The sequence below is a fragment of the Micromonospora sp. NPDC049044 genome, from assembly GCF_040649215.1.
Taxonomy (GTDB): Bacteria; Actinomycetota; Actinomycetes; order Mycobacteriales; family Micromonosporaceae; genus Micromonospora.
In genome coordinates this window covers 131068-151737 of the sequence record NZ_JBEZFA010000016.1, presented here as the reverse complement: position 1 = coordinate 151737, position 20670 = coordinate 131068, and the positions used below count along the sequence as shown (strand labels likewise).

At 71.0% G+C, this 20670-nt stretch carries 17 protein-coding genes; 9 read left to right on the top strand and 8 right to left on the bottom strand.

Translation table 11 applies throughout. The features are described 5' to 3' along the window. Positions 1 to 272 precede the first annotated feature (272 nt). Positions 273 to 1856 carry a citramalate synthase gene (gene cimA, locus AB0B85_RS16260; RefSeq protein ID WP_357407897.1) on the bottom strand — a complete coding sequence of 528 codons (1584 nt, stop codon included), beginning with the start codon at positions 1854 to 1856 and terminating at the stop codon, positions 273 to 275. A 337-nt stretch (positions 1857 to 2193) separates the two neighbouring features. Between cimA and AB0B85_RS16255 the strand changes: the two genes are divergently transcribed. The 4 genes from AB0B85_RS16255 to AB0B85_RS16240 all read left to right on the top strand — a co-directional run bounded on the left by AB0B85_RS16255 (position 2194) and on the right by AB0B85_RS16240 (position 4722). Then, entirely contained in the window at positions 2194 to 2751 is a 558-nt protein-coding gene (locus tag AB0B85_RS16255; RefSeq protein WP_130408034.1) for a peroxiredoxin, read from the top strand. 2 nt (positions 2752 to 2753) lie between these two features. Then, a complete protein-coding gene (locus AB0B85_RS16250; RefSeq protein ID WP_357407894.1) occupies positions 2754 to 3284 on the top strand; it encodes a carboxymuconolactone decarboxylase family protein in 531 nt (176 codons plus the stop codon). Between the two features lie 168 nt (positions 3285 to 3452). Then, positions 3453 to 3911 (top strand): PRC-barrel domain containing protein, encoded by a 459-nt coding sequence (locus AB0B85_RS16245; RefSeq protein ID WP_357407892.1) that lies wholly within the window; start codon positions 3453 to 3455, stop codon positions 3909 to 3911. A 19-nt stretch (positions 3912 to 3930) separates the two neighbouring features. After that, positions 3931 to 4722 carry a tyrosine-protein phosphatase gene (locus AB0B85_RS16240; RefSeq protein ID WP_357407890.1) on the top strand — a complete coding sequence of 264 codons (792 nt, stop codon included), beginning with the start codon at positions 3931 to 3933 and terminating at the stop codon, positions 4720 to 4722. 83 nt (positions 4723 to 4805) lie between these two features. Here AB0B85_RS16240 and AB0B85_RS16235 read toward each other — a convergent pair whose 3' ends face one another. Continuing rightward, a complete protein-coding gene (locus AB0B85_RS16235) occupies positions 4806 to 5903 on the bottom strand; it encodes a branched-chain amino acid aminotransferase (protein WP_357407888.1) in 1098 nt (365 codons plus the stop codon). A 139-nt stretch (positions 5904 to 6042) separates the two neighbouring features. Then, positions 6043 to 7074 (bottom strand): 3-isopropylmalate dehydrogenase, encoded by a 1032-nt coding sequence (locus AB0B85_RS16230; RefSeq protein ID WP_357407886.1) that lies wholly within the window; start codon positions 7072 to 7074, stop codon positions 6043 to 6045. 226 nt (positions 7075 to 7300) lie between these two features. On the opposite strand from AB0B85_RS16230, the gene AB0B85_RS16225 reads away from it, so the two are divergent. Together AB0B85_RS16225 and AB0B85_RS16220 are read left to right on the top strand one after the other, a co-directional pair. After that, positions 7301 to 8143 (top strand): FAD:protein FMN transferase, encoded by an 843-nt coding sequence (locus tag AB0B85_RS16225; RefSeq protein ID WP_357407884.1) that lies wholly within the window; start codon positions 7301 to 7303, stop codon positions 8141 to 8143. Positions 8144 to 8495: 352 nt separating this feature from the next. Next, positions 8496 to 8852, top strand: a complete 357-nt coding sequence (locus AB0B85_RS16220; RefSeq protein ID WP_357407882.1) for a hypothetical protein — start codon at positions 8496 to 8498, stop codon at positions 8850 to 8852. Positions 8853 to 8927: 75 nt separating this feature from the next. On the opposite strand, the gene serA is transcribed toward AB0B85_RS16220, so the two are convergent. From serA to AB0B85_RS16195, 5 genes are all read right to left on the bottom strand, one after another. Continuing rightward, positions 8928 to 10526, bottom strand: a complete 1599-nt coding sequence (gene serA / locus AB0B85_RS16215; protein ID WP_357407880.1) for a phosphoglycerate dehydrogenase — start codon at positions 10524 to 10526, stop codon at positions 8928 to 8930. Positions 10527 to 11049: 523 nt separating this feature from the next. Further along, entirely contained in the window at positions 11050 to 12063 is a 1014-nt protein-coding gene (gene ilvC, locus AB0B85_RS16210; RefSeq protein WP_357407878.1) for a ketol-acid reductoisomerase, read from the bottom strand. Between the two features lie 91 nt (positions 12064 to 12154). Continuing rightward, positions 12155 to 12670, bottom strand: coding sequence for an acetolactate synthase small subunit (gene ilvN / locus AB0B85_RS16205; RefSeq protein WP_088991111.1), 516 nt, complete (start codon positions 12668 to 12670; stop codon positions 12155 to 12157). Positions 12671 to 12728: 58 nt separating this feature from the next. After that, the gene (locus AB0B85_RS16200) at positions 12729 to 14612 is read right to left on the bottom strand and encodes an acetolactate synthase large subunit (protein WP_357407876.1); all 1884 of its coding nucleotides are present in this window, start codon (positions 14610 to 14612) and stop codon (positions 12729 to 12731) included. 189 nt (positions 14613 to 14801) lie between these two features. After that, on the bottom strand, positions 14802 to 17174 hold the full coding sequence (locus AB0B85_RS16195; RefSeq protein WP_357407874.1) for a bifunctional diguanylate cyclase/phosphodiesterase: 2373 nt from the start codon (positions 17172 to 17174) through the stop codon (positions 14802 to 14804). Positions 17175 to 17284: 110 nt separating this feature from the next. On the opposite strand from AB0B85_RS16195, the gene ilvD reads away from it, so the two are divergent. The 3 genes from ilvD (at position 17285) to AB0B85_RS16180 (ending at position 20662) form a co-directional block, all read left to right on the top strand. Beyond that, on the top strand, positions 17285 to 19132 hold the full coding sequence (gene ilvD / locus AB0B85_RS16190) for a dihydroxy-acid dehydratase (RefSeq protein WP_357407872.1): 1848 nt from the start codon (positions 17285 to 17287) through the stop codon (positions 19130 to 19132). A gap of 153 nt (positions 19133 to 19285) precedes the next feature. After that, positions 19286 to 20128 (top strand): hypothetical protein, encoded by an 843-nt coding sequence (locus tag AB0B85_RS16185; RefSeq protein ID WP_357407870.1) that lies wholly within the window; start codon positions 19286 to 19288, stop codon positions 20126 to 20128. Positions 20129 to 20398: 270 nt separating this feature from the next. After that, positions 20399 to 20662 carry a hypothetical protein gene (locus AB0B85_RS16180; RefSeq protein ID WP_357407868.1) on the top strand — a complete coding sequence of 88 codons (264 nt, stop codon included), beginning with the start codon at positions 20399 to 20401 and terminating at the stop codon, positions 20660 to 20662. Positions 20663 to 20670: the final 8 nt, after the last annotated feature.

The window sequence follows — 20670 nt, the reverse complement described above, 5'->3', positions numbered from 1 at the left end:
CCTGAACGCCTTCGCCATCACCTTCAGCGACCGCTTCCCAGCCGCTGAAACCTACTAACCAAGATCGCCGGAAACACCGTTAGCGAGACAGCCCCCGCCCTCGTCGATCATGGAGTTGTGGCGGGTGTTTTGGCACCGGAAACCCGTTTTGTCGCCACCAAAACTCCATGATCGAGGGGTTGGGCGGGGGCGGGGGCGAGGGCGAGGGGCGGGGCGGGGGCGAGGTGGGACCGGGGGCGAGGTGGGGCGGGGTGCGGGCCGGGAGGGGTGGGTTAGACCGAGGCTGGGGCCAGGCCGTAGGTGAGGGCGTCGATCAGGGCGTGCCAACTGGCCTCGACCACGTTGGGGTGCACGCCCACTGTCGTCCAGTCGCGGCCGGTGCCGTCGGCGGTCTCCAGCAGCACCCGGGTCACCGCGCCGGTGCCATGGCTGCCCTCCAGGATGCGCACCTTGTAGTCGGCAAGCTCGAAGCCGCGCAGCTGCGGGTAGTGCCGGGCCAGCCCCACCCGCAGCGCCTCGTCGAGGGCGTTCACCGGGCCGTTGCCCTCGGCGGTGGCGATCACCCGCTCCCCGCGTACCCGGATCTTGACGGTCGCCTCGGAGACCACCGAACCGTCCTCGCGGTGTTCGACGAGCACCCGGTACGACTCCAGAGTGAACGGTCGGGCCGGACCGCCCTCCGGCAACTCGGAGCGGACCAGCAGTTCGAAGGAGGCGTCCGCGGCTTCGAAGGACCAGCCACCGGCCTCCAGCTCCTTGACCCGCTTGGTGACCCGGGTCAGCGCCTCCGGACTGCCGGCCAGGTCCAGGCCGAGCTCGCGGCTCTTGAGCTCGACACTGGCCCGGCCGGCCATCTCGGTGACCAGGATCCGCATGTCGTTGCCCACCACCGACGGGTCCACGTGGTTGTAGAGCAACGGGTCGACCTTGATCGCGCTCGCGTGCAGCCCCGCCTTGTGGGCGAAGGCCGCGGCCCCGGCGTACGCCTGGTGGGTGTCGGGGGCGATGTTGGCGATCTCGGCGATGGCGTGCGAGACCCGCACCATCTGCGCCAGGCAGCCCTCCGGTAGGACGGGCATGCCGAGCTTGAGTTGGAGGTTGGCGACGACCGCGAAGATGTCGGCGTTGCCGGGGCGTTCGCCGTACCCGTTGGCGGTGCCCTGCACGTGGCGGACGCCGGCCTCGACGGCGGCGATCGTGTTGGCCACGGCGCACGCGGTGTCGTTCTGCGCGTGGATGCCGAACAGCGCGGGGTCGACGCCGAGTCGGTTGGTCAGGTCGACGATCACGGCGGTCACCTGGGACGGCAGCATGCCGCCGTTGGTGTCGCAGAGGACCATCCGCTCGGCGCCCGCGGCGAGTGCGGTCTGCACCACTGCCGCGCCGTACGCCGGGTCGTGCCGGTAGCCGTCGAAGAAGTGCTCACCGTCGACGAACACCCGGCGGCCCTCGGCGACAAGGTGACTGACGGTGTCGTGGATCATCGCCAGGTTCTCCGCGCCGGTGGTGCGTAGCGCCCGTTCGACGTGCCGGGTGTCGGCCTTGGCGACAAGCGCCACCGCCGGGGTCTGCGCGTCGAGCAGGGCGCGCACCTGGGGGTCGTCGGCGACCGCGACGCCGGCCTTGCGGGTGGCGCCGAACGCGACGAGCACTGCGTGCCGCAGGTCCAACTCGGTACGCGCCCGGCGGAAGAACTCGGTGTCCTTGGGCACCGCGCCGGGCCAGCCGCCCTCGATGAAGCCGACGCCGAACTCGTCGAGCAGCCGGGCCACCGCCAGCTTGTCGATCACCGAGTAGGTGAGCCCCTCGCGCTGGGCGCCGTCGCGCAAGGTCGTGTCGAAGACCTGGAACGTCATCAGGATCCTTTCTCGGAGCAACAAAAAGACCTCCCGCGGGTGCGGGAGGTCTGCGCGCTCGGCGGAGGGGAGAGCCGGCGCGCTAGGTCGCAATAATCAGGACGGTGCTGGTCACGATCGCCACTCTGCCACTCCCTTCCGAATGTGGGAAGAACAATCCACATTCCGGGACCGTTACGGAGGGTTCTCGGGGTCGCCCGGTCCCGAGAACCCGGCCCGGACCCCCGCCGGTGATCGGCTTCACCCGCTCCCAGGCCGCCCACCGGCCAAAACAGCAGTGCGGAACAATCTGGAACGGATCCAGTTACGGCCACCGTGCCGCCTAGAAGGAGGACCTGTGCTCACTGTCGGTGACCGCTTCCCTGAGTACGAACTCACCGCCTGCGTGTCTCTCGACGCCAACAAGGCGTTCGAGACGATCAACCACAAGTCCCACGAGGGCAAGTGGCGGGTGGTCTTCTTCTGGCCGAAGGACTTCACCTTCATCTGCCCGACGGAGATCGCGGAGTTCGGCCGACTCAACGGCGAGTTCGCCGACCGGGACGCACAGGTCCTCGGGGCGTCCGTGGACAACGAGTTCGTCCACTACGCGTGGCGCAAGGACCACCCCGACCTTCGGGAGCTGCCGTTCCCGATGCTCAGCGACATCAAGCGCGAGCTGTCCGCCGCCTGCGGCGTGCTCGGCGAGGACGGCGTGGCCCAGCGGGCGACCTTCATCGTCGACCCGAACAACGAGATCCAGTTCGCAATGGTCACCGCCGGCTCGGTCGGCCGCAACGTCTCCGAGGTGCTGCGGGTGCTCGACGCACTGCAGACCGACGAGCTGTGCCCGTGCAACTGGAACAAGGGCGGCGACACCCTCGACGCCAACGCGCTCCTCGCCGCCGGGGTCTGAGCATGGGCCTGGACGCGGTCAAGGCTGGCCTGCCCGAGTACGCCAAGGACATCAAACTCAATCTGGGCTCCACGATCGGCACCTCGACGCTGACCCCGGTGCAGACCTGGGGCACCGCGCTGGCCTGCGCGGTCGCCGCCCGCAACCCGGTGCTGCTGCGGGAGATCGCCGCCGAGGCGCTTGCGCACCTCGGGCCGGAGGGCGTCGAAGCGGCCAAGGGCGCCGCCGCGATCATGGCGATGAACAACATCTACTACCGGGCCAAGCACGTCATCGGCGACGAGCAGTACGCCTCGATGCCGGCCCGGCTGCGGATGCAGATCATCGCGCGGCCCGGCGTGGACAAGGGCGACTTCGAACTCTGGTGCCTGGCCGTGTCGGCCATCACCGGCTGCGGCGTGTGCCTGGAGTCGCACGAGAAGACGCTGCGCGGCAGCGGCTTCACCCGCGAGCAGGTGCACGAGGCCCTGCGGATCTCCGCAGTGGTGCACGCCGCCGCGGTCACCCTGGACGCCGAGGCCGCCCTGGCCTGAGCGGGTATCCGCCCGGACGGGCCGGCGCCGCATCTCGCGGCGCCGGCCCGTCGCGGTGTGGCGGCCTCGGCCGCACGCCGTTTCCGGCCCCCGGTGGCCGGGTAGCTCCTGCGGGGACCACGAACCCGCCTACGCCGAGACGATCGGCGACAGTCAGGAGTGAACGGCATGGACAGGATCGATCCGCACGCCACGCACGCCGGGCCGGACCCGCTGCACGGCGGTGACCAGGGCGTCGTGCCCGGTGGCGCGCCAGCCGGAACGTTCGACCCCTGGCGGTACCGGGACCACGCCGGGGTGGCCGACGCCGACCTGGTCGGCTACAAGGTCGAGGCCAGCGACGGTGGCATCGGCAAGATCGACAGCGCCAGCCACGAGGTGGGCGGCAGCTACCTGGTGGTGGACACCGGCCCCTGGATCTTCGGCAAGAAGGTGATGTTGCCGGCCGGCACCGTCAACCAGGTCGACCACGACCAGCGCACCGTTTCCGTCGACCGCACCCGGGACCAGATCAAGGCCGCCCCGGAGTACGACGAGAGCAGCCACAGCGACCCGAGCTACCGGGATCAGCTCGGCGGTTACTACGACGAGACGTACGGTGCCCTCCCGCCGGGTACCGCCCGGTGACTGTTCGACCCGACGGCCGGTGGGGTCCGACCCCACCGGCCGTTACCGTGTGAACGTGGACGCCATCGACGACAATCGCCAGACCTCGCTGCCCGCCACCTTCAACTTCCGCGACGTCGGTGGCTGCCTCGGCCACGGCGACCGACCCGTACGCCGGGGCCGGCTCTTCCGGTCCGACTCGCTGCACCGCCTCACCGAGCAGGACCGGGACGCGTTCGTCGCGATCGGGATCCGCACCGTCATCGACCTGCGCCGCCCCACCGAGGTGCAGCGCGACGGGCGGGTGCCGGCCTACCAGGGGCTGACCTATCACAACATCCACCCGGAACACGACGACTGGGCGGGCGTGCCGCACGACGAGGGTGCCAGCCTGGCCCGTTACCTCGCGGACCGGTACGCCGACCTGGCCCAGACCGGCACCGCAGGGCTGGGCGAGGCGGTCGGCCTGATCGCCGACTCGGCGAATGCCCCGGTGGTGGTGCACTGCGTGGCCGGCAAGGACCGCACCGGCATCGTTTGTGCGCTGACCCTCGCCGTGCTCGGCGTCGACGACGCGCAGATCACTGCGGACTACGCGCTCAGCAGCGAGGGGTCGGCCCGCTACAGTGCCTGGCTGGTCGCCATCAACCCGGACGGCGTGGACGTGCCGGCACCGTTCCTGGCTTCGCCCGCCGAGGCGATGCAGCTCTTCCTGGACGAGCTACGCGAGGGGCACGGCTCGGTGGAGGCGTACCTGCGACATGCCGGGGTGACCGACGAGCAGCTCGCCGCCCTCCGCGACCACCTGCTGGCCGAGCCGGGCGGGGCGTAGCCCGCCCGGTCGGTCGGGACCGACCACCATGACCCGACCGCGCCGGCCCGTCCGATTGCGACGGGCCGGCGCAGCCACGCAGGTCAGAGCACCCGGTGCACCCAGCCGTACTCGTCGGCCGTGTTGCCGCGCTGGATGTCCACCAACTGCTGACGCAGGGCCATTGTCACCCGGCCGGGCTCGCCGCCGCCGACCAGGAACTCGCCGTCCGGGGTGCGGACCCCACCGATCGGGGTGATTACCGCTGCGGTGCCGCAGGCGAACACCTCCCGGAGGCGACCGCTTGCCGCGTCGGTCTGCCAGTCGGCGAAGCTGACCGGCCGCTCCTCGACCTGGTGACCCGCGGCACCGGCCAGGGTGAGGATCGCGTCGCGGGTGATGCCCGGCAGGATCGTGCCGGTCAGCGGCGGGGTGACGACCGTGTCGTCGTCGTAGACGAAGAAGACGTTCATGCCGCCCAACTCGTCGACGAAGCGGCGCTCCACCGCGTCCAGGAAGACCACCTGGTCGCAGCCGGCCTCGATGGCCTCGGCCTGGGCGGCGAGGGACGCGGCGTAGTTGCCGCCGCACTTGGCCGCGCCGGTGCCGCCGGGCGCGGCCCGGGTGTAGTCCGGGGAGACCCAGACGGTGACCGGCTTGACCCCACCGCTGAAGTACGACCCGGCCGGCGAGGCGATCACCATGTAGAGGTATTCGTTGGCCGGGCGGACGCCGAGGAAGACCTCGCTGGCGAACATGAACGGCCGCAGGTAGAGGCTGCTGTCCGCGACCGTGGGGATCCAGTCCCGGTCGATCTCGATGAGCTTGTGCAGCGAGTCGACGAACACCTCGGGCGGCAGCTCCGGCATCGCCATCCGCTGCGCCGAGGTGACGAAGCGGGCGGCGTTGGCGTCCGGCCGGAAGATCGTCACGCCGCCGTCGGCCGTCCGGTACGCCTTCAGCCCCTCGAAGATCTCCTGGGCGTAGTGCAGCACGGCGCTGGCCGGGTCCATCGGGATCGGGGCACGTGCCTCCACCCGGGCGTCGTACCAACCCTTGCCCTCGGCGTAACGGACGGTGACCATGTGGTCGGTGAAGACGCGGCCGAACCCGGGGTTGGCCAGCAGGGCGGCCCGATCGGCGGCGGATACCGGCGCGGGATTCGGACGGATCTCGAAGTCGAGCATGTCACCACCGCTCATCGCGCTGACCTCCCTGTGGACAACGGCATGCGAGACCGCACACCGACATGACTGTGCCAGAAACTTACCCCGAACGGTCGTTCAGCGGGTAGCGCCGCTCGGGCCGGACCGGGTGGCGACCAGGCCGACGCCGGGGCGATCAGGCTACGGCGTGGGCGGCGAGCCGGTCCCCGACCTCTTCGGTACGCAGCGTCGCACCCGGCGTGCGGCTGGCCAGCTCGGCGGCGACCGCCGCGTTGACCCGGATGGCGGCCTCGGTGTGCCCGAGCTGCTCCAGCAGCAGGGCGACGGAGAGCACGGCGGCGACCGGGTCGGCGATGCCCCGCCCGGCGATGTCCGGCGCGGAGCCGTGCACCGGTTCGAACATCGAGGGGTACGCCCCCTCGGGGTTGATGCAGCCGCTGGCGGCCAACCCGATCCCGCCGGTGACGGCGGCGGCGATGTCGGTGAGGATGTCGCCGAAGAGGTTGTCGGTGACCACCACGTCGTAGCGCTGCGGCTGGGTGACCAGGAACATCGCGGCGGCGTCGACGTGCTGGTACTCGGTGGCGACGTCCGGGTGCTCGGCGGCGACCGCGTCGAAGGTGCGCGCCCAGAGCGACCCGGCGTGGGTGAGCACGTTGGTCTTGTGCACCAGGGTGACCTTGCGCCGCTCCCGGCGGGCGGCGCGGGCGAACGCGTCCCGGATCACCCGCTCCACGCCGTGCCGGGTGTTCAGGCTCTCCTCGGTGGCGACCTCGGCGGGAGTGTCCCGGTGCAGCGAACCACCGGCCCCGGCATAGAGGCCCTCGGTGCCCTCGCGCACCACCACGAGGTCGACCTCACCCGGCTTGACACTGCCGAGCGGGCCGGCGACCCCGGGCCAGAGCCGGGACGGGCGCAGGTTGACGTACTGGTCGAACGCGAACCGGAGCTTGAGCAGCAGCCCTCGCTCCAGCACCCCGGGCGGGACCGTCGGGTCGCCTACCGCGCCGAGCAGGATCGCGTCGTGCCCGGCCAGCTCGGTGAGCACCGAGTCGGGCAGCACCTCTCCGGTACGGTGCCAGCGGGCCGCGCCGAGGTCGTACTCGGTGGCCTGCACACCGGGCAGTACCGCGTCGAGGACCTTGCGGGCCTGCGCGACCACCTCGGGCCCGATGCCATCTCCGGCCACCACCGCGATCCGCGCCACGACCGCACTCCTCTGCTCAACGGGTCCGTTCCGGCAACGGTACGTCGCTGTCCCGCCTCCCGGTACGCGGGGTTCAAAATATGGGATTTGCAATGCACAGCAGCCTCTCAGCTGGAACTCATGAGGCGGTCATGTCCGCTGCCTAGGCTGGCGATCGGCGGGTCACGGGGCCCTGCCGACCGCTGGGTCGCGACGACGCGGCACCGAGTGCGAGGGGGCAGATGCGATGCGCATCGACGAGCAGCCGCGGACCCGCTGGCCGGACCCGTCGGCGTTCCGCAACCGTCGGCCCGACCTCCGACTCGGCAGCCGTCGGCACCGGATAGACCCGGGCGGCGCCACCGAGGGCCGGATCGCGGTGCAGCACACCGTACGCACCGCGACCGCCGAATACACCCTCTTCCTCAACGCGCCCGAGTGGCTCGGCCGCCGGGGCGTGGGCGAGGCGTTGCGGGACAGCGTCGCGGAGCTGCGCGCGATCGACCTCACCTACGGCCCCAACCGGCCGGAGAGCCTGGTCTCCCGGCTGCGTCGGGGTGAGATCAGCCCCGACTCGTACGCCCCGCTCGCCGACCTGGTGGACCGCTGCGCGGCAATGCGCGCGGCCACCGACGGGTGGTTCGACGCCTGGGCGGTGCCCGGCGGCTTCGACCCGGGCGGCCTGCTCGGTGGCTGGGCTGTGGAACGGGCCGCCGAGCGGCTGCGGGCCGCCGGCATCCACGACTACGCCGTACTCGCCGGGGCCGACCTCGTCGTCCGCGGCCACGCGCCGCACGGCGGGCCCTGGCGGGTAGCGGTGCACCACCCCACCGCGCCCGAGCGCGCACCACTTGTGTTGGAGATGACCGCCGGGGCGGTCGGCACCTCCGGGGTGACCGGGCGGCAGGGCCACGTGGTGGACCCGCACACCGGCGAGCCGGCCGACCAGCTCGTCGCCGCCACCGTCGTGGGCCCCGACCTGACGATCGCCGACGCCTACGCGACAGCGCTGTACGCGGCCGGCCCCACCGGGCTGGCGTGGTTCCGCGGCAACTCCAACTACCGGGCGCTCTTCGCCCACCGACGCTGAGCGTTGCGATCGGCCCCGGGGCCCGGTTGCGGGTCCGCCGGGCGGCCACCTTCTGTTGCGATCGGCCCCCACGCTCTCGGCAACGACCGTGGGGGCCGATCAGCGACGAGTGTGCGTGGCTCGCACAATCGAGGGGTGCGGACCGGTCGCGCCGGATGCCGACCGCGCCACCCGAAGACGGGCCGGCGCCTCGAACTCGGCCAGTGACCGCAGCACGTACGCTAGCGAATCGACGCAACTCGACGCAAGAGTCTCTACACCGGACCGTCGTGACGGGATGCTGCCGGCCCACTGGTTGACCGGCAGCGAGGCAGTTTCGACATGGTGAACGGCGGATGGCACGCTATCCGCCGTGAGTTTCGATCTGAGCGTGTGGGCCCTGGAGGACGGGGCGACGCCCGAGGACGTACGGACAGCGGTCGAGGGTTGCCGGCAGGGGCGACACGTGGACCGTTACCCGGACCCGCGGGTGGTCGGCTTCTACCGGGCGATCACCGCCTCCTACCCGGACCGTCACCCCGGCGCGAACAGCCCGTGGGCGGTGGCACCACTGCACGCCGCCCACGACCATGTCGAGCTGAACCTGCACCCGACCTGCGCGGACCAGGTGCTGCTCGACATCGAGCGGCTGGCCGGCGAGCACGGGCTGATGCTCTTCGACCCGCAGGACGGCTCGGTCTACCCGCCCCCGGCACGACTGCCCGGCTGACCCGACCGGCGGCACGGACCGGAAACGACGAGGGGCCCGGCGTATCGCCAGGCCCCCCGTGGTGTCTGTCCGCTGCTACTCGTCGCGCAGGTCGGCGGCGCTGGCCGCGGTGGCGCCGATCGACTCGGCGGCCGAGGTGAGCAGGTCGGCACCGAGCGCCTGGTCGACGGTGAGCGTCATCAGCGTCTCGCCACCCGCCTCCCGACGAGCCACCTGCATGGCGGCGATGTTGATGCCCGACTCGCCCAGCAAAGTACCGACAGTGCCGACGACACCGGGCCGGTCGGCGTAGCGCAGGAAGAGCAGGATGCCCTCCGCGCCGATCTCCACGTCGAAACCGTCCACCTCGGTCAGCTTGAGCACGTCACGAGCACCCGAGTGGGTGACAGTGCCGGAGACGCTCACCGTTCGGCCGTCGGGCAGCGCGCCGCGTACGGTGACCAGGGTGGGCTGCTCGGCCGTCTCGGCCAGGGTCGCCAGGTTGACCTCGACGCCCCGCTCCGCGGCCAGGTGCGGCGCGTTGACGTAGGTGACCTGCTCCTCGACGACCGAGCTGAACAGCCCCTTCGTCGCGGCGAGCTTGAGCACCGACACGTCGTGCGCGACGATCTCGCCGCGAACCTCGACGGTGACACTGGCCGCGACGCCGCCGGCGACCGCGGTGAACGCCCGGCCGAGCTTCTCGGCAAGCGGCAGCAGCGGCCGCACGTCCTCGGCGACCAGACCACCGGCCTGCACGTTCACCGCGTCCGGCACGAACTCGCCCTGCAACGCCAGCTTGACGCTCTTCGCCACGGCGAGGCCGGCCTTGTCCTGCGCCTCACCGGTGGACGCACCCAGGTGCGGGGTGGCCACCACGTTGTCGAACGCGAACAGCGGCGAGGAGGTGCACGGCTCCTTGCTGTACACGTCGATGCCGGCACCGGCGACCCGGCCCTCGGCGATGGCGTTCGCCAGCGCCTGCTCGTCGACGAGGCCACCCCGGGCGGCGTTGACGATGCGCACGCCGGGCTTGACGATCGCCAACTCCTTCTCCCCGATCAGGCCCACCGTCTCCGGCGTCTTCGGCAGGTGGATGGAGATGAAGTCGCTCTCCCGCAGCAGCTCCTCCAGCCCGACCAGGCGTACGCCGAGCTGCGCCGCACGGGCCGGCTGGATGTACGGGTCGTACGCGATGAGCCGGGTGCCGAACGCGGCGATGCGCTGCGCGAAGAGCACCCCGATGCGACCGAGCCCGACCACGCCGACGGTCTTGCCCTGCACCTCGACACCCGTGTACTTCGACCGCTTCCACTCCCCCGCCTTGAGCGCGGCACTGGCGCTGGCGGTGTTCCGGGCAACGGCGAGCAGCAGCGCGACGGCCTGCTCGGCGGCGGAGACGATGTTCGAGGTGGGCGCGTTGACGACCATCACACCCCGCGCGGTGGCGGCCGCCACCTCGACGTTGTCCAGCCCGACGCCGGCCCGGGCGACCACCTTGAGTCGCGGTGCGGCGGCGACCGCCTCGGCGTCGATCTGGGTCGCGCTGCGCACGATGACGGCGTCAGCCTCGGAGAGCGCCGAGAGCAGGGCCGGACGGTCGGTGCCGTCGACGTGCCGGACGTCGAAGTCGTGGGCGAGCACCTCGATGGCGGCGGGGGCGAGTTCTTCGGCGATCAGTACGACAGGATTCATCGGTCCTCGTAGAGGTCGTGTTTGCGATCGGCGCGGGCGGCCGGGCGCCGCACTGCGCCCTGCGCTGATCCGTGCCGTGGCCGTCAGGTGCCGGCTGCTGCACCTACCCGCGATCGTAGGGGCCTGGCTGGGCGGCGTGTTCCGCTCTGCGGGGTGAGTGCCCTCACACGCCCGGTCGAGGGACGGACATCGGCCGTTCACCGCACCGACACGGTTGCCCGCGTCGCGCGGGCGCTCGTCGCGCAGGGTTCGGTCCCCGACGACCGCACCGTCGGATCCGCGCTCGCGCAGGGGCCAGGAGGCGCGACCCCGCTCGGTACCAGCGTCGGTTGGTCGTCGCGCTGCGCGCGTTCGCCGACCTCCTCAACCACCTCGGCCGGTACGAAGAGGCCGGCCGGGCGGCCGGTGAGGCCGAGGCGATCGAAGACCGGTGACCCGGAGCGCCACGGCCAGCGGCCGGCGACCCGCGCCGGGGAGAGCGCAGGATCGCCGGCCGCTGGTGGACCGTTGTGGGTCGTACGGGTCAGGCGGTCTCGGTGATCGGGCGGTCCACCCAGCTCATCATGCCGCGCAGCTTCTTGCCGGTCTCCTCGATCGGGTGCGCCGCGCCCTCGGCCTGCCACTTGGTGAAGTTGGGCCGGCCGGCCTCGTCCTCGGCGACCCACTCGCGGGCGAACTCGCCGGACTGGATCTCGCCCAGGATCTTGCGCATCTCGTCCTTGACCCGGGAGTCGATGATGCGCGAGCCACGGGAGAGGTCGCCGTACTCGGCGGTGTCGGAGATGCTGTAGCGCATCTTCGCGATGCCGCCCTCGTACATGAGGTCGACGATCAGCTTCAGCTCGTGCAGGCACTCGAAGTAGGCGACCTCCGGGGCGTAGCCCGCCTCGGTGAGCACCTCGAAACCGGTCTGCACAAGCGCCGAGGCACCGCCGCAGAGCACCGCCTGCTCGCCGAAGAGGTCGGTCTCGGTCTCCTCGGTGAACGTGGTCTTGATCGCGCCGGCCCGGGTGCCGCCGATCCCCTTCGCGTACGCGAGGGCGAGGGCGAACGCGTTGCCGCTGGCGTCCTGCTCGACGGCGACGAGACAGGGCACGCCCTTGCCGTCGGCGTACTGGCGGCGAACCAGGTGGCCGGGGCCCTTCGGCGCGACCATCGCCACGTCCACCTCGGCCGGCGGCTTGATCAGGCCGTACCGGATGTTGAAGCCGTGGCCGAAGAAGATGGCCTTGCCCGGGGTGAGGTGCGGGGCGATCGACTCGGTGTAGATGGAGCGCTGGGCGGTGTCCGGCGCGAGCACCATGATCACGTCGGCCTCGGCGGCGGCCTGCGCGGGGGTGACCACCCGCAGGCCCTGGTCCTCGGCCTTGGGGCGGCTCTTCGAGCCCTCCGGCAGACCGATCACCACGTCGACGCCGGAGTCGCGCAGCGACAGCGCGTGGGCGTGGCCCTGGCTGCCGTAGCCGATGACCGCGACCTTCTTGGCCTGGATCAGGCCGAGGTCGGCATCGTCGTCGTAGTACACCTCAACGCTCATGAGAACTTCCCTTTCGTACGACGGCCGGGGCGGCCCGTCGTGGTCTGTGCGGATGGGTTCGGATCGACCCGGCCGGGCCGACCGGTGGCGGTCAGGCGGCCCGGAGCGCAGGCCCGGCGGTGATCGAACGCGAGCCACGCCCGATCGCCACCAGCCCGGACTGGACCATTTCCTTGATGCCGAAGGCTTCGAGGTCGCGGAGCAGGGCGTCCAGCTTGTCCGGGGTGCCGGTGGCCTCGATGGTCAGCGTGTCAGGTGCGACGTCGACCACCCGGGCGCGGAACAGGTTGACGGTCTCCAGCACCTGGGAGCGGGCGGCCCGGTCCGCGCGGACCTTCACCAGCAGCAACTCCCGGGCGACCGAGACCTGCGGATCCAGCTCAACGATCTTGAGTACGTTGACGAGCTTGTTGAGCTGCTTGGTGACCTGCTCCAACGGCGACGACTCGGCGTTGACCACGATGGTGATCCGGGAGACGTCCGGGTTCTCGGTCTCACCCACGGCGAGACTGTCGATGTTGAACCCGCGCCGGGAGAACAGGCCCGAGACCCGGGCGAGCACGCCGGGCTTGTTCTCCACAAGCACGGACAGGGTGTGCATGGTCACTGCGTCTCCTTTGTCAAGCCCTCATGGCCCTCGCTGCGCTCGGTGCATTCGGTCATGACTAGATGTCATCCTCGTCGAAGACCGGGCGGACGCCACGGGCGAACATGATCTCGTCATTGCTGGTGCCTGCGGCGACCATCGGCCAGACCATCGCGTCCTTGCCGACCACGAAGTCGATCACGACCGGAGCATCGTTGATCTCCATGGCGGCGGCGATGGTCTTGTCCACGTCGTCGGCGTTCTCGCAGCGCAACCCGATGCAGCCAAGCGCCTCCGCGAGCTTGACGAAATCCGGGATGCGGTGCTTGTGCGTGCCGAGGTCGGTGTTGGAGTAGCGCTCGTTGTAGAACAGGGTCTGCCACTGCCGGACCATGCCGAGGTTGCCGTTGTTGATCACGGCGATCTTGACCGGGATGCCCTCCAACGCGCAGGTGGCCAACTCCTGGTTGGTCATCTGGAAGCAGCCGTCACCGTCCACCGCCCAGACCACCGTGTCCGGCTTGCCGACCTTGGCGCCCATCGCGGCCGGCACCGCGTAACCCATCGTGCCGAGACCGCCGGAATTCAACCAGGTGTACGGCTTCTCGTAGGAGATGAACTGCGACGCCCACATCTGGTGCTGGCCCACCCCGGCCACGAAGATCGCGTCCGGGCCGACGATCTCGCCCAGGCGCTTGATCACGTACTGCGGGGAGAGCGTGCCGTCCGCCGGCTCGTCGTAGCCCAGCGGGTAGCGGTCGCGCAGGTCGTTCAGCTGGGTCCACCAGTCGCCCAGGTCGGCGCTCCGCCCCGCTGACCGTTCGACGGTCACCGCGGTGATCAGCTCGTCGATGACGTGCTTGGCGTCCCCGACGATCGGCACGTCCACGTGCCGGTTCTTGCCGATCTCCGCGGGGTCGATGTCCGCGTGCACCACAGTCGCGTCCGGGGCGAACGAGTCGAGCTTGCCGGTGACCCGGTCGTCGAACCGCGCGCCGAGCGCGACGATCAGATCCGCCTTCTGCAGGCCGTAGACCGCGGCGACAGTGCCGTGCATGCCGGGCATGCCCAGGTGCTGCTCGTGCGAGTCGGGGAACGCGCCGAGCGCCATCAGCGTGGTGACGACCGGGATGCCGGTCAGCTCGGCCAGCCGGCGCAGCCCGTCGGTGGCGCCGGCCTTCAGGACACCGCCGCCGACGTAGAGCACCGGCCGGCGGGCGGCGGCCATCAACCGCGAGGCCTCCCGGATCTGCTTGCCGTGCGGGTGCAGGGTCGGCCGGTAGCCGGGCAGGTCCAGGGTGGGCGGCCAGGTGAAGGTGGTCTGCGCCTGGAGCACGTCCTTGGGGATGTCGACGAGCACCGGGCCGGGCCGACCACTGCTGGCCAGGTGGAAGGCCTCGGCCAGCACCTGCGGGATCTCCTCGGCGTTCTGCACGAGGAAGTTGTGCTTGGTGATCGGCAGGGTGATGCCCTGGATGTCGGCCTCCTGGAAGGCGTCGGTGCCGATCGACGGGCGGGCCACCTGCCCCGTGATCGCCACCATCGCCACCGAATCCATGTACGCGTCGGCGATCGGGGTGACCAGGTTCGTCGCACCCGGGCCGGAGGTGGCGATGCACACGCCGACCTTGCCGGTGGCCTGCGCGTACCCGGTGGCGGCGTGCCCCGCGCCCTGCTCGTGGCGCACCAGGATGTGCCGGACCGTGGAGTCGTAGAGCGGGTCGTACGCCGGCAGGATCGCGCCGCCCGGGATGCCGAAGACGACGTCGACGTCGAGCGCCTCAAGGGACCGCACGAGGGAGCCGGCCCCGGAGACCTGGGCCGGGGCGGAGGGCCGTACCGCCGGAGCGGCCGGGGTGGCCGCGGGACGTGCGACGGCCTGGTCGACGTCGATGGTCGGGTCGGTGGCCGCGCGGGCCCGCCGGGCGGAGTGGGCGAGGGTCTCGGGCGTGGGTCTCGTCATGACGGTTTCTGGCCTTCGGCTGGAGTGGCTGGTGGCTAGTCAAGCGATGCGACACGGGCGGGGCCCGCTTCGCCAGGTTCCGATGGCAATAAAAACGGCCCTCGTGCAGATGCACGGGGCCAGCGCACTCTCGACGGGGGAGAGTGCGCTCAGGTAAGTACTCGCAGCGACCGGTACGACGACATGCGGCTAAGCCTGACGCATCTCACGCGATGAGTCAACTGCTCCCACATGTTGGTCAACGGACGTCGGCGCGTCGCCCGGCGACTCGCCATCGGAGGGCGAAGTGACCTGCGCGTACCCGCCCGGAACCCGGCGCTGCGCGGGCACCGGCGTGGACCGTGCGCCCGGTGACGTCGCCGCCTCCAGCATCGCCTCCAGGTGCTCGGCCGGCACCCCCCAGCCGAAGAGAGCGCCCTGACCGAAGCGGCAACCGGCGGCCACCACCGCGGCCAACTCGGTCGGCGTGGTCACCCCCTCGGCGATCACCTCCAGCCCCAGCTGGTGGCCCAGTCGCATGACGATGTCGACCATCGGGGCGAACGCCGGACCGTCCTGACCGACCGGCCGGACCGGCTCGTGCTCCGCCACCAGGCTGTGGTCGATCTTCAGGATGTCGATCGGCAGCCGGCGCAACTGCCCCAACGACGAGTAGCCGGCCCCGAAGTCGTCGAGCGCGATCCGGACACCTGTCAACCGCAGCGCGGTCAGCCGCCGGATCAGCTCGTCCAGGTCGGTGGCGACCGCGTGCTCGGTGACCTCCAGCACCAGCCGCTGCGGCGGCACATGGTGGGCGCGCAGCGCCTCGGCGACCTGGACCACGTACTCCGGTGCGTGCAACTCGCGCGGGGAGACGTTCACCGACACCCAGACGTCGTGGCCGTCCGCCAGCCAACGGGAGAGCTGGTAGCAGGCCTGGTGCAGCACCCACGCGCCCAGCGGGGAGATCATGCCGCACTCCTCGGCGAGCGGGATGAACTCGTCCGGACCGACGTTGCCCAGCTCCGGGTGGTGCCAGCGCAACAGCGCCTCGGCGCCGACCGGACGCACCGACGGCAGCGACGCCACCGGCTGGAAGGCCAACCGCAGCTCGTCGCGATCGATGGCACCGCGCAGCTCGTGCTCCACAGTCGTCCGCCGGCGCAGCAGTTGGTCGTACGCGGCGTCGTAGCGTTCGATCCGGTTCTTGCCGCGCTGCTTCGCGTAGCGCAGGGCCAGGTCGGCGTGGCGCAGGAGCAACTCCACGTCCGGTTCGCCGGCCCAGCCGGCCACCCCGATGCTCACCGAGAGGAAGACCGGCCCCTCCGGCTCGTCGTACGGCCGGTTGAGCACCCCGAGCAACCGCTCGGCGACGCGGTCCGCCTCGGCCGGGCGGCCCTGCATCAGCACGGCGAACTCGTCGCCGCCCAGCCGGGCGGCCACGTCGCCGGGGCGCAGGTTGCTCCGCAGCCGCCGGCCGACCTCGGCCAGCACGGCGTCACCCACGTCGTGACCCCGTATGTCGTTGACGTTCTTGAAGCCGTCCAGGTCGAGACCGAGCAGCACACACGGAATGCGCGCCGCGGCGCTGTCGTGCAGTGCGCGCAGCAGCCCGCGCCGGTTGGCCAGGGACGTCAGCGGGTCGGTGTGCGCCAGCTCGCGGAAGTGCGCCTCCCGCTCGGCCAGGCGGCCCGCGTACCCCCGGACGTCGCGCAGGGTGAGGTATTGCCGCGCCACCAGGGCGAAGCCCTCCACACTGCCGGCCACGATGCCCGCCGCGGTGAAGCGGCCGTTCTGGGCGAGGTGGTACATCGCCGAGCCGGCCATCGCGACCATCGGGGCGATCGCGTACTCGCCGTCGCGGCCGATCAGATCGACCTCGACCTGCCCCGGCCGGCCCGCCCGGTGCACGGCGAGCGCGACGGTCAGCAGCCCGGCGGCGAGCATCGCCGCGCCGGCCAACGCCATGGTCGGCCCGGTCTGGCAGAGTCCGGCGCTGAGCCCCATCCCGCCGCAGCTGACCGCGGTGATGCCGACGCCCAGGGCGGCGAGGCGCCGACGTGGGGCGGCCGCCCGGAAGATGACGATCACGGCGAGCCCGGCCCCGAGCGCGGCACTCACCGTGACCACCAGGATCGCCGGGCAGGCCGTCGGGGTGGCGGCGCCGAGCAACCGGGTGGGCTCGGAGAACAGCACCCAGCCGACGAACCACAGCGCCGCCGCCATCACCAGCCCGTCCAGGGCGAGCCGGGCCGTGCCCGCCGCGGTGGCGGCCACCCCCGGCAGCCGGAGCAGCCCGGCGGCGAAGGCCAGCCCACTCACCGCCGTGCCGATCGCCACAGCGATCGCCCAGCCGGTGCGCTGCCCCTGCTCGTGAGCCCAGTGGGGGTGCGCGTTGAGCGCGGCGACCACCCCGGTCAGCAGGCTGAGAAGGGCGACGCCGGCGGCCGCCGCGAGCAGCACGTGCGCCGGTCGACGAGGCCCGCTGCGCCGCCGGGCGACCAGGGTCAGCAGCACGGTGGCCACAGCGGCGACGAGCCCACTGAGCCCCGCGACAGCGACCAGGCCCGGGGGGAGTTGCACCTTTCAAGAGTGCCGGATCGACGCACGCCATGGGGGGCTGGGTGTGCAACTGTTGGGACACGGCGCATACGCGGGTGGCTCGGCGCGGCGACGGTGTCATGCTGGTACGTATGCCTGAGCTGCGGTCGAGGACTTCCACACACGGTCGGACGATGGCCGGCGCCCGGGCCCTCTGGCGGGCCACCGGGATGACCGACGACGATTTCGGTAAGCCGATCGTCGCCATCGCCAACAGTTTCACCCAGTTCGTGCCTGGTCACGTACACCTCAAGGACATGGGCGGCCTGGTCGCCGACGCGGTCGCCGAGGCCGGCGGAGTGGGCCGGGAGTTCAACACCATCGCTGTCGACGACGGCATCGCGATGGGCCACGGCGGCATGCTCTACTCGCTGCCCAGCCGGGAGTTGATCGCCGACGCGGTGGAGTACATGGTCAACGCGCACTGCGCGGACGCCCTGGTCTGCATCTCCAACTGCGACAAGATCACGCCCGGCATGCTGCTGGCCGCCCTGCGGCTCAATATCCCGACAGTCTTCGTCTCCGGTGGCCCGATGGAGGCCGGCAAGACGATGGCGATCGAGGGCGTCGTGCACAGCAAGATCGACCTGATCGACGCGATGATCGCCTCCTCGAACGAGTCGGTCACCGACGAGCAGCTCGGTGAGATCGAACGCTCCGCCTGCCCGACCTGCGGCTCGTGCTCCGGCATGTTCACCGCCAACTCGATGAACTGCCTCACCGAGGCGATCGGGCTGGCGCTGCCCGGCAACGGCTCGACGCTCGCCACCCACGCCGCGCGCCGGTCCCTCTTCGTCGAGGCCGGCCGCACCGTCGTGGAGATCTCCAAGCGGTGGTACGACGGTGACGACGACTCGGTGCTGCCCCGCACCGTCGCCTCCAAGGCCGCCTTCGAGAACGCGGTCGCCCTGGACGTGGCGATGGGCGGCTCCACGAACACGGTGCTGCACCTGCTCGCCGCGGCCCGCGAGGCCGAGTTGGACTTCGGCGTCACCGACATCGACGCCATCTCCCGGCGGGTGCCCTGCCTGGCGAAGGTCGCACCGAACTCGCCGAACTACCACATGGAGGACGTGCACCGGGCCGGCGGCATCCCCGCGATCCTCGGCGAGTTGGACCGGGCCGGGCAGCTCAACCGGGACGTGCACGCCGTGCACTCCCCCTCGCTGGCCCAGTGGCTCACCGACTGGGACGTGCGCGGCGGCTCCCCGACCCCGAAGGCGGTCGAGCTGTTCCACGCCGCGCCCGGTGGCGTGCGTACCGTCGAGCCGTTCTCCACCACCAACCGGTGGTCGTCGCTGGACACCGACGCGGCCGGGGGCTGCATCCGGGACCGCGAGCACGCCTACTCGGCCGACGGCGGCCTGGCCATCCTGCACGGCAACCTGGCTCCGGACGGCTGCGTGGTGAAGACCGCCGGGGTGCCGGACGACTGCCTGGCCTTCCGCGGCCCGGCGAAGGTCTACGAGTCGCAGGACGACGCGGTGACCGCGATCCTCGCCAAGGAAGTAGTCGCGGGCGACGTCGTGGTGATCCGGTACGAGGGCCCCCGGGGCGGGCCGGGCATGCAGGAGATGCTCTACCCCACCTCGTTCCTGAAGGGCCGCGGGCTGGGTAGGTCCTGCGCGCTGCTCACCGACGGCCGCTTCTCCGGCGGCACCTCGGGGCTCTCCATCGGTCACGCCTCCCCCGAGGCGGCCTCCGGCGGGCTGATCGCCCTGGTCCGCGAGGGCGACGAGATCGTCATCGACATCCCGGGCCGGTCCATCGAGCTGAACGTGCCGCAGGACGAGTTGGAGGCGCGACGGGTGGCGGAGGAGAAGCGCGACAAGCCGTACACGCCGGTTGATCGGCAGCGGCCCGTGTCGGCGGCGCTGCGCGCGTACGCGTCGATGGCCACCTCGGCCAGCGACGGGGCCTACCGCCGCGTCCCGGAGTAGGGGCATCGGCCCCAACCGGGACCACTGTCCCGTTCGCCTGATCGCCACATGCACACCCTGGTGGGCAGGTAAACCGAGTGCCCTCGGGTGGACTCCATGGACTAGCGTGGCGTCGGTCTATCTGGGAAGCCAGGTTCCTACGGGGGAAGAGGCATGAACGTGGCACTGTGGAAGAAGACCGCCGGGTTGACGATCGCGGCGGTCACCGCGTTCGCCGGGGCTGCCTGCAGCCCGCAGACCGATTCGACCGAGGCGTCAGACAAGCAGCCAAGCGTCCTGGAGTTGCTTGCCAGCGACCTCAAGGGGTCGCTGCAGAAGACGGTCGACAGCACCGCCAAGACCGACTCGGTGGCCCTGACGATGAAGGGCAACGTCAACGGTCAGAGCATCTCGATGCAGGGTCACCTGAACCTGGGTGACCCGGCCCAGGCCGAGTTGAGGATGACCGTCCCGGACGGCCCCGAGGTCACCGCTCGGATGATCGGCCCGGTGGTCTTCGTCGAGGTTCCGGCGGCGCAACGCGCGACCACCGGCGGGAAGCGCTGGATGAAGATGGACATGACCGCGATGAACGGCGGCAAGACGGGCACCGACTTCGCCAAGCAGTTCGATGACATGGACCCGATCAAGCAGGTCAGGACGTTGCTGGGCATCGAGGGCACGACCGTGGTCGGGCAGGAGACGGTGAACGGGGCGACGACCGTCCACTACACCGTCACCACGCCGGTGGCGACCTACCTCAAGCAGATCGACGCCAAGATGCGGGCCGCCAGCGAGCAGGCGTTCACCGCGCAGGGCGTCAAGGAGATCAAGCTCGACCTGTGGGTCGACGAGCAGTACCGGCCGCGCCGGGTGAGCCTGGTCATGGGCAAGGTCAGCGACATGGTCATCGACTACACCGACTACGGCAAGACGGTGACCATCGAGGCGCCGCCGGCGGCGGAGACCGCCGACCTGGCCGAGATGCTGAAGAGCCGCCTCACCACCACCACCTGACAAGCACCGCCCCGCTGCCCGGCCGGCGAAGAGACGCACCGGCCGGGCAGCGCCGTAACCTGCCCGGCATCGTCGCGGTCTGCGGCAGCAAAGACCGCTTCAGGACCGCGATCCCACCGAGACACAGCTTGAAGAGTTCATCGCCGACGTGGAACGGATGGCGGCGGAATACCTGTAAGCGGCGGGGCTGCGTGCCACCTCCATCTCCGATAGTGTCCGTCCGACCACGCAAACGTGAACTCGTTGCGGGATCGTCAGACGGAGGGCCGCATGGCGAGCATCGAAGAAGTCAAGGCAGCGCTGATGCAGGCCGCCGAGCAGGGCAACGCCACCATCAACCAGATCCGGGCCGCCGCCGACAACACCGAACAGATGCTGGCCCGGCTACGCGCAATCTCCGCCGGCACCGGGCATCCGACGATCGCCGAGGCCATCGCCCGAGGTGAGCAGAGCAAGCAGCGCCTGGCCGAAGCCATGACCCTGGTGCAGGGCAGCTCAGAGGCGGCACGCCGCTACATCAGCGTCCTCGGCTGAGTATCGGC